Genomic DNA, 9896 nt, shown 5'->3' on the forward strand with positions numbered 1-9896 from the left:
TAATAAAAAAGAGAGTAAGGCAAAATGCTAACCAGTGGCTTCTGCTGTCTCTCCATAATTATTATAGGACTATTCTACGCCCCCTACTTTGGTTAAAGGCCAGAAACGTAACTTGACTTCCCCGACGACGGCATCCTTGTCAAAGGTTCCGACTAGGCGGCTATCCTTGGAAACAATACGGTCATCACCAAGGAGGAAATATTGCCCTTTGGGAACTTTAACAGTGAAATTAGCATTACCTTGACTATCAACGGTAAAAGATTTAGCCGCTCTAGCGAGCTGCTGAAAGTAGGTATCATAGGAGTAAGTCGATTGCAACTTATCTTGGGCAAATTTCTTCTGATAAGACTGGAGGTATTCTTCATTGACCTTCTTACCATTGACAGTCAAAACGTCGTTATTGTAGGTGATAGTATCACCAGGCATACCGATAACCCGCTTGACAATCTGTTTCGATTTACCTTTTTCGGTCTCCTTGGCAACAACAATATCAAAACGCTCAATCTTAGCTGTTTTGAGAACGATAAGCCGCTGATTTTGGGCAAGAGTAGGATCCATGGAGTGGCCATCGACAGTCACTACACTCCAGATGAAGATACGACTGAGTAAAAGTAAAACAATGATAGAAATTAAAACTCCCCACTCTTTAAGAAAGGTGACAATAGGGGGGTCAAAAGTCTTAGTGGTTTGTTTAGATGAAATTGCAGACATGGTAATAGTTATCCTTTATTTTTTAATAAGGCTTGTGCCTTTTTGGTATTGGCAAAATGAAGTTTAGCACAGTAGTTCAGTCCCTGCATGCCATAGGCTTCGAGAATTTGACTGGCAACTCTGTCAGGCTTACTTCCTGCACCGCTGGGGAGCTGATAGCCCAACTCTTGACCTAGGACCTTGAGGTTCTCCAAGAAAAGGTTGCGGGCAATAATAGAACTAACAGCCACAGCCAGATATTTTCCTTCAGCTTTTTCTTCAAAAGTTAAGGGATTGTCAAATTGGTTGCGCTCCTGCTTGAGGTATTTTTGGTAATTCTGATAATTCGTGAAAGCATCAATTACAATCTTATCCGGTTTGTCTACTTCCTGAAGGAGGAGATAGATAGCTTGATTGTGTAAGGCTACCTTGACGGATACAGCATTGTAAGACTTGCCTGGCCCAACGACCTCATTATATTTTTGCGGCGATAACAGCAAGCACTTGTGGGGAATGGCTTCCTCGAGGAGTGGGGCTATCTGCTGAATCTTTTGGTCTGTCAGAGCTTTGGAATCAGCTACTCCCAATTCTTTTAAAAAAGGGTGCTTGCTAGGTGTTACAAAGCTAGCGACAACAGCGAGACCACCGAAATAGGAGCCATTGCCAACTTCGTCGGAGCCGATGAGGGTCAAATTCTGCTGATCAACCTCAGCTGCCCCCTTATCAGTACTAGTTGACAAACCAAACTGCTGGGCCAGTATTTCAGCCTCTCTTCCTTGAAAAACGACCTTGCCAGAGGTATAAACAAGCACGGTCGTTCCCTGCACTTTAGCTACAAAGCTGACATAGGGGTTTTTGTTGCTAATCTGATAGGCAGCCAATTCTGTCGGTAGCTGTTCAGTTCTTCCCTGCCCCATTTTCATGACGAGAGTATTCATGAAAACTATTCTATCATAAAAGACTTTATCGTGGCAGAAAGAAGGCACAGAAATTTTATTGACTGCTTGCCAGAGTAAATCCAGATTGGGAATGCCTATAACAGTGAAGCTAATCCCTCTTCTTTTTGTGGAAGGTGAGGATTGTCGAAAGGGGAATTTTACGGTATAATGGCAGGCAAAGAGGTACGAGTATGACAAAGACAAAGAATCGCTATAAATTTACGTTTGGCCAGAAACCGCTGACGCTGACGACTGATAAGGACAATCTCTTTATGGAGGAAGTTGAGAGGGTCGCGCACGAGAAGTATGAAGCTATCAAAGAGGCTCTCCCTTCTGCAGATGATGAAACGGTTGCTATTTTGATGGCTATCAACTCTTTATCAACCCAGCTCAGCCGTGAGATTGAGTTTGATAAAAAAGAGGTAGAATTAGAGGAACTTCGTAAGAAGGAACTGACAGCGATTAAAGGCAGAAAAGCTAACAAGGCAGCTAGTGGTGGCGAAGCATGATTTCGCTTATCGTTCTCTTGCTTCTTGCTTGGCAGTTTTATATTGGCTACAGGCGAGGTCTGTTTTTGCAGGTCTTTTACTTTATCGGCAGTTTATTCGCGATTGTAGTAGCTTTCCTTTTTAAAAATAAGCTTGCCGATATTCTTAATCTCTGGGTCCCTTATGCTAATCCTACAGAAGGAGCTGAGATGCAGTTTTTCACCTCAGAGAATATCTTTGGTCTAAATCGGCTTTATTATGCTGGAGTAGCTTTCCTTCTCCTCTACCTCACTGTTTACTTAATCTGGCGATTTTTTGGGATTTTTGCCCATGTTGTAAGCAGCCCCCGTCTTGAAATGTTAGCTTATCAGCAGTTGCTTGCTGGTGGATTAGCAGTCTTTGTGGCACTCTTTAGCTTAGGGGCTTTTTTAACTGTTTTAGCTACTCTTCCGATCACAGGCCTACAGAATATGCTAGCAGATAGCTGGCTGATTAAGGTATTAGTCGTGCTTTTCCCGAAATTTTTGCTGAATTAAATCAAGATATATTAATGACTGAGGCTGGAACATTTGTGTTCCAGCCTCAAACTTTGTATAGGATAATAGTTTCCCACAGTGCTTAATGTCCCCAAAATGTTTGAATGTCGCAGCTGTGACTTGAACAGTAGGCTGCAACAATAGATCTAGTGGAGTGCCAAAATGAGAATTAAGGTTGATGAAGCAAGCTTACTTTGATTTACTGTGTGATTAAGACTATTCTTTTTGCTCGGTGACAGCTAAGCGCTTGAGTGACAGGGTTTAGTGGCTATAGGAAGATATATTAGAGGCCGCTCATTTAGGTATAAATCTGTTATAATATCCCTATGAACATGAAAATTTTAGAAGCTTTGGAATTTGCCAAGGTTAAAAATCAATTTGAGCCCTATTTACAAACTCAGGCTGGTCAAGAGGAGTTGCAGCAGCTGCTTCCTGAAACTAATCGCGGCAAGATTGAGCGCTCCTTCGTTGAAATTCGCGATATGGAGCAGCTTTTTATAGAGGAGCATAGCTTTACTGTTGGAACAGTTGGTACTATAGCGGAACCTCTGGGTCGATTAGAGTTGGATGCTGATCTTAATGTTGATGAACTCATTGCGATCAAGCGTCTTTTAGAAGTTTCTGCTGAGCTTGCTCGTTTTTATGAAAATTTGGAGAATGTCGAGCTAGGAGCTTTGCATCGGCTTTTTGAAAATCTAGAAATCTTTCCTAAGTTGCAGGGGAGTCTGCAAGCTGTGAATGATAGTGGATTTATCGAGAATTTTGCTAGTTCTGACTTAGAGAAAATCCGTCGCCGTATTCATCAAGGGGAGAGCCAAGTACGTCAGATTCTACAAGATATGCTCAAGAACAAGGCTGATTTACTAGCCGAAAATCTGATTGCCAGCCGCAATGGCAGAAGTGTGCTGCCTGTTCGTAATACCTACCGCAACCGGATAGCGGGGGTTGTTCATGATATTTCTTCGTCGGGAGGAACGGTGTATATTGAACCGCGTGCTGTTGTTCAAGTTAATGAAGAGATTACTCAGGCTAGAGCGGACGAGCGTCATGAGTTGCGTCGTATTTTGCATGAATTATCTCAGCTGCTTCGTCCTCATAGGCAAGCGCTTCGCAATAATGCATGGCTGATTGGTCATCTTGATTTTGTTCGCGCGAAGTACCTTTTTATGCAAGAGTATCAGGCTAGTCTTCCGGAATTATCGGAGGACAAGACTGTTCATTTGCTCAATGTTCGCCATCCTTTGCTGACTGCCCCTGTTGCTAATGACTTGCATTTTTCCGAAAATCTGACAGTTATTCTTATCACGGGACCTAATACGGGTGGTAAGACCATCATGCTGAAAACACTCGGTCTGACCCAGTTGATGGCCCAGTCTGGTTTGCCTATCTTAGCCGACAAGGGCAGTAAGGTCGGCATCTTTAAGGAAATCTTTGCTGATATTGGTGATGAGCAATCAATTGAGCAGAGTTTATCGACCTTTTCCAGCCACATGGGGCATATCGTCGATATTTTGGGACAGGCTGATAAGCAGAGTCTAGTTCTGCTCGATGAGTTGGGAGCGGGAACCGATCCCCAAGAAGGTGCCAGTCTGGCCATGGCTATCTTAGAGCATTTGCGTCTCAGCAATATTAAGACTATGGCAACAACTCATTATCCTGAACTTAAGGCTTATGGTATTGAAACGGCTCATGTTCAGAATGCCAGTATGGAATTTGATGTGGACAGTCTTAGTCCGACCTATCATTTTATGCAGGGCGTTCCGGGGCGCTCCAATGCTTTTGAGATTGCCAGACGCTTGGGCCTAGCTAAGATTATAGTGGATGATGCTGAACGAATGACTAATCAAGACAGCAATACCAATGCCATCATTGAGCAGCTGGAGGCTCAAACAGCTGAAAGTCGCAAGCGTCTGGATCATATCCGAGAAGTTGAGCAGGAAAATCTCAAATTTAATCGGGCCGTTAAAAAACTTTACAATGAATTTTCACACGCCTATGATAAGGAGTTGGAAAAAGCACAGGAACAAGTTCGCCAAATGGTAGATAGGGCCTTAGCAGAAAGCGATCAAATTCTTAAAAATCTCAATGAACGTTCGCAGCTTAAGCCGCATGAAGTGATTGAAGCTAAGGGACAACTTAAAAAACTGACACCAGGTGAAGATCTCTCTAAAAATAAGGTTTTACGCAAGGCTAAACGACAGAAAGCAGCACGCGCCCCTAAGATTGGTGATGATATTGTTGTGTTAGCGTATGGTCAACGAGGAACGCTGACCAGCCAGCTTAAGGATGGACGTTGGGAAGCTCAAGTTGGTTTGATCAAGATGACTCTGAAAGAATCTGAGTTTAATTTGGTGAAAAATCAAGAAAATAAGAAGGTCAGCAAGAAAAAACAAGTTAATGTGGTCAAAAGGTCTACTGGAACTGGTCCGCGTGCCCGTTTGGATCTTCGTGGTAAGCGCTATGAAGAGGCTATGCAGGAGCTGGACGATTTTATCGATCAGGCTTTGCTCAACAATATGGCTCAGGTCGACATCATTCACGGCATAGGTACCGGTGTTATCCGTGAAGGTGTGACCAAATATTTACGAAGTCACCGTCACGTCAAGAGCTTTGGCTATGCACCGCAAAATGCGGGTGGCTCAGGCTGTACCATTGCTAATCTTAGTTGATAGTTGAGGCAAAATTAGAAAGGACATACCTATGCAAGGTTACATCCATAAGGTTCAATACTATGAGACAGACCGGATGGGGATTACGCATCACTCAAACTATGTTCGTTGGATGGAGGAAGCGCGTGTCTACTTCTTGGAAAAGGTAGGCCTTCCTTATGACAAGTTGGAGGCCGATGGTATTATTTCACCGGTCACTGCAGTAGATTGTCGCTATAAGGCGACATCAACGTTTGCAGATAACATTGCTATTGATATTAGCGTCAGCATGCTCAAGGGAGCTAAACTAGGGTTTGATTACACTATGACTAATCAGAATGGACAGCTTGTCTGTCAGGCTCATTCTGAGCATTCCTTCTTAGATGGTGACGGTCGTTTTGTCGCCATCAAGCGTGTCTATCCAAAGTTTTATAAAAAGGTTCAGAACATGCTAGCATCAGTTAAACTATAAGATAAAATAAATATAAGGATAGGTCTTTTTGTAACCTATCCTTGTTTTTTAGATAAAAGATTATGATTGAGAATCGTATCCTAAACTTTTATTGACCCAATTGATAAAGTTTTCAGTAGAGTCTCCCGAAATTTCTGCGTTGGTGTGACCTTGGCCCCATACAGTTGCAAAGTCTACATTTTTAACTCCTGCGTTCTCAAGAGCTAGAGCCAGGTTAACTTCGGTTGATAAGGCGGTATCTCCTTGATTAATACCTGAACGAATGCGCCAATATTTTGCAAGATTTGAGCTATTGGTACCATCATAGTAGTCTGAGAGGTAATAAAGTGGTGTGTACATATTGATACGGGTAGTCAAGTCGGTTCCTAGGCTGTCAGTTGTATCCATATCTTCACTGTATGAAGTTTCATATTTAGTGCCTTTCAGTAGTTTTGTCATGGTGCTATCCCAGTGAGTAGCTGATCCATCAGTACCAAATAGGGTGTTTTCAGCTTGCGATTCATCTAGGGCATCAAAAGCTCCGACGGATTTAGATGGATTTTTTAGGTATTTGACGAAATCTTCAACGCTAGTGATGGTCGCCGTCTTTGTTTTTTCATCATAAGTAACCCACTTAGACTCAGCATTTAAGGCCGCAATGTAGTCCTTTGCTGAATCATAGGTCCCTGATAAATCCAACCCACTAGTGGAAGTATTTCTAGAAACTCCATCTGTGGCTTGAAGTTGAGCCTCGACATCGTCACTAGCGGTTGCTGCTTGATCATTAGTTGACGCAGGAGTATCACTTGCTGCCGAGTCGCTCGGTGCTTCACCCGACGGTGGTGCTTGACCAGATGGTGCCTCACCTGACGGTGGTGTTCCGCCTCCCATATTTGAAGACGAACTTGAAGCATCATATGGGAATTCAGTGTTTTTCAAGAAAGTATTGAGTGACTCCTCAATAGTTGATTTGATATAATCATAGTAGCTACCTGCTTGATAAATACCGTTATTGGATTTTTTAAGAGTTAGTGTATTGCCATCAGCATCTTTTAGGCCTAATTTATTAATATATTGAGCATATTTTTCTGCTAGACCGTCAGACAGTGCCTGTTCGGTATCGGAGAGTCCTGATCGTGCAGATCCGAGATTCCATTCGTAGGCTTCGTTAGCGGTATCTAAGTTGGTGATAGGAACCCAGGCCATAACTCCAGCGACGCTATCTGACACGCCTGTGACAGCACCAATTTTCTTGAGATAATCGTCGTAGAGGCTGCTATCACCAGACGATCCTAAAATAGAAGCCTGTGCACCGCCACCAGATGTACCAAATGCAAAGATATTGTCAGTATTTCCGGCAATTTTGCTTGCACTATAGCGTAGGTAGCGAATAGCCGCTTTGGCATCTGTTACACCAGCTGGTGCCCCGCTATCGCGACCTCTGAGTCCAGCAGAAACATAAATCATTCCTTGGTCGGTATAGTCTTTGGCTTGACTAGTATAGTCAGTTAGAGCACTCATTGCTGAGTAACCAGGGGTATTGATCGGTATGAGAATGGGTGCTGTTTTAGCCGTATAGTTGCCGACTTTCTTTTTGGTATTCAGCTTGGCAGTATAGGTATCATCTCCATTATCTTTAGCTGTCATGTAATCACCGGGGACAAAGATGGAGAGCGTTTGCTCCTTGCTATCTGTTGGATTGGCAGCGTAGGAAATACCAGTTTGATAATAAACATTGTCGTCAGAATTGTAGTGCCATTTACTATTATCTATTTTTGAAAGCGTGGTACTAACTTCTCCAGTTGATAGACTGGATGTAGCAGATTTTGTTGTCTTGGTCGCTGGTTTTTGGTTGAGATAAGCGACTAGAAGTAGGATGGGTAGCAGCAAAGCTATCCCAGCAATGATGACTTTTCGTGATAATTTCATAGACTAGTATCCTTTCATTTATTGATGACTATTATCATAGCAATCTTTGAAAAATCAGACCATAACATAGGCTAAGTTGGAGGTGAACATGTTGGAAAAGAGTGAAGTAAGCTATTTTTATAAGTTAGGTCAAAAAAAGGTTATAAAAAAGCAAGTGACTATTGACTCTCCAAGCTCTGAAAATGGCATGAAAACAATCTATCTACTGGATGATGGTGTCGCAGGGCTCACCTCAAGCAGTGCAGAAGGAAAGCGGTTAACCTACAAATATTTTACAGCTGGGGATTTTATCAATATTGTTCCTTTTTTAAATCATCACTACCTTGCGTACTCACCAAAACATACAGTTGACATTTTAGCCTTGACAGACTGTATTGTATATGAAATTTCTGCTGATAAAATTCTTGAGGAACTGACTCAGACAGATTTTTTGGAAGAAATACTAAAGGTCGTTTTACGTGATTATATTTTAGCTATGGATAAATCACGCCATATGAGTGAAAATGAAGCTTTAGTACGATTATCCTATTTTTTGGTGGAGTATAGCAAAGAAGGTACAGATGGTCAGAGACAACTGGATTCTTTTTTTACTTATTCCGAAATCAGTACCTATCTAGATATTCACGAAGCCAGTGTAGCACGTTTATTTCAAGAGTTGAAATCAAGAAAGATTATAGATAGGCAGGGAAAAACTCTAGTGATCAAAGATTTTCAAACCCTTCAATCAATGATAGGTGAGGGAGATTAAATACTTTTGCCATACTAGAAATGAAGATAGTTCAAATATATGGTGTAGCTGCCGTAACATCGATAACGACACTGGCTGTTAAAACTATGCTGTCGTTTAATTCAAGAACTCAAGAGCGTAATCTATTTAGTGTTTCAGAAAAACTAACCCTGTTTTGTCGCCTTTCTACATTAAAAGCAATCGCTTATCTTAATACTTTCTTGAGTGAATGAGAGATTTGGAATTCTTGGCATTATTCGATATAATATAGGAAAGCGCTTACGTACAAGCGAGAATTAGCCCGCTAGAATGCACTTTGTTAAGTATCATAGTAAGTCGATTGTATAGGCTTAGAAATGGAAAAAATATATGATTAAATTAATCGCAATAGACCTTGATGGGACGCTACTAAATAGTAAAAAAGAAGTGCCAAAAGAAAATGTTATAGCCATTCAAAAAGCAACAGCGATAGGGGTCAAGATCGTTCTTTGCACAGGCCGACCCCGTTCTGGTATTTTACCCTATCTTAAGGAATTGGATTTGGCTGATGATGAATATGTCATTTTAAATAATGGTTCTACCATTTACAATACTAAAAATTGGGATCTGGTTGATTATGCTAGTTTGGATTTTGGAGAAATGGCTTATCTGCAAGAACTTTGCCAAGATGAACCGGGTATTGATTTAACTTTGACAGCCGAAGCGACCTACTATGCAGTTGCTGAACGTGTCCCTGCTTTAGTTGCCTACGATGCGGGTCTGGTCTTTGATACAGCGCAGGCGGCTAGTCTCGATGATGTCGCTGCTAGCGGGCAGATTGTCTTTCAAGCGATGTACATGGGTGAGGAAGAAGCTTTAAATAGTTTTGAATCTCGGGTTGAGCATAAACTCAGTCAACGTTTTTCAACAGTGAGAAGTCAGTCTTATATTTATGAAGTCATGCCCCCTGAGACGACTAAGGCCTCAGCCCTCAAGGCCCTGGCTCAGCAATTAAATATTCAAACAAATGAGATTATGGCCTTAGGAGATGCAGCTAACGACATGGAAATGTTGGAATTTGCCGGTCATAGCGTGGCAATGGGGAATGCTCCGGATACGATTAAGGCTCGCTGCCGTTATGAGACAGAAAGCAATGATAATGCAGGTGTAGCGAAGGCTATTTATGAGTATGTGTTGAACTAAGATATAAAGAAGCTCTGGCTTAACGAAAATCTTTATTTGCGATAGTTGTGACCTAAATTCGATTAAATAAGATATGAAGTCTTGAATGTATGAGTTATTTTTAAGGCTTTTTATTTTAGACGAAGAAATTAAAATGAAATACTTTTGTAATCTATTGACAAATCATATATATATATATATATACCCGTGGTGCTAGTTAAAAAATCTTAAGTTATAGGTAAAGATTGCCTGCTCTAACCATAGTTCTAGACCTTTTAAGCTTCTCACCAATGGTCTTTCGATATCAAACTCAGAACATAAAACTGAA

Annotated in this window: 9 protein-coding genes and 1 pseudogene; 6 read left to right on the top strand and 4 right to left on the bottom strand. The window is 41.6% G+C overall.

Going from position 1 to position 9896, the window contains the following annotated elements; translation table 11 throughout:
- Positions 1 to 69 precede the first annotated feature (69 nt).
- Together lepB and rnhC are read right to left on the bottom strand one after the other, a co-directional pair.
- Positions 70 to 711 (bottom strand): signal peptidase I, encoded by a 642-nt coding sequence (lepB, locus tag AC4HAL_RS08220; protein ID WP_491093762.1) that lies wholly within the window; start codon positions 709 to 711, stop codon positions 70 to 72.
- Between the two features lie 8 nt (positions 712 to 719).
- Complete coding sequence (rnhC, locus tag AC4HAL_RS08225; RefSeq protein WP_491093763.1) at positions 720 to 1628, bottom strand: ribonuclease HIII; 909 nt, start codon at positions 1626 to 1628, stop codon at positions 720 to 722.
- 191 nt (positions 1629 to 1819) lie between these two features.
- Here rnhC and AC4HAL_RS08230 point away from each other — a divergent pair, with 191 nt between their 5' ends.
- The 4 genes from AC4HAL_RS08230 (at position 1820) to AC4HAL_RS08245 (ending at position 5772) form a co-directional block, all read left to right on the top strand.
- Positions 1820 to 2137: a hypothetical protein gene (locus AC4HAL_RS08230; RefSeq protein WP_491093764.1), complete on the top strand. Its 318-nt coding sequence runs from the start codon at positions 1820 to 1822 to the stop codon at positions 2135 to 2137.
- Positions 2134 to 2652, top strand: coding sequence for a CvpA family protein (locus tag AC4HAL_RS08235; protein ID WP_491093765.1), 519 nt, complete (start codon positions 2134 to 2136; stop codon positions 2650 to 2652). Before AC4HAL_RS08230 ends, AC4HAL_RS08235 begins: the two co-directional genes overlap by 4 nt.
- A gap of 326 nt (positions 2653 to 2978) precedes the next feature.
- Complete coding sequence (locus AC4HAL_RS08240) at positions 2979 to 5321, top strand: endonuclease MutS2 (RefSeq protein ID WP_491093766.1); 2343 nt, start codon at positions 2979 to 2981, stop codon at positions 5319 to 5321.
- 31 nt (positions 5322 to 5352) lie between these two features.
- A complete protein-coding gene (locus AC4HAL_RS08245) occupies positions 5353 to 5772 on the top strand; it encodes an acyl-CoA thioesterase (RefSeq protein WP_491093767.1) in 420 nt (139 codons plus the stop codon).
- A 60-nt stretch (positions 5773 to 5832) separates the two neighbouring features.
- Here the strand turns inward: AC4HAL_RS08245 and AC4HAL_RS08250 are convergent, their stop codons facing one another.
- Positions 5833 to 7680 carry a subtype A tannase gene (locus tag AC4HAL_RS08250; protein ID WP_491093768.1) on the bottom strand — a complete coding sequence of 616 codons (1848 nt, stop codon included), beginning with the start codon at positions 7678 to 7680 and terminating at the stop codon, positions 5833 to 5835.
- A gap of 88 nt (positions 7681 to 7768) precedes the next feature.
- On the opposite strand from AC4HAL_RS08250, the gene AC4HAL_RS08255 reads away from it, so the two are divergent.
- Positions 7769 to 8428, top strand: a complete 660-nt coding sequence (locus tag AC4HAL_RS08255; RefSeq protein ID WP_491093769.1) for a Crp/Fnr family transcriptional regulator — start codon at positions 7769 to 7771, stop codon at positions 8426 to 8428.
- A gap of 348 nt (positions 8429 to 8776) precedes the next feature.
- Entirely contained in the window at positions 8777 to 9589 is an 813-nt protein-coding gene (locus tag AC4HAL_RS08260; protein WP_491093770.1) for a Cof-type HAD-IIB family hydrolase, read from the top strand.
- Positions 9590 to 9781: 192 nt separating this feature from the next.
- On the opposite strand, the pseudogene AC4HAL_RS08265 reads toward AC4HAL_RS08260, so the two are convergent.
- Positions 9782 to 9896, bottom strand: a pseudogene (locus AC4HAL_RS08265) (IS982 family transposase); the annotation flags it as partial.

The organism is Streptococcus sp. ELY_125, assembly GCF_058314535.1.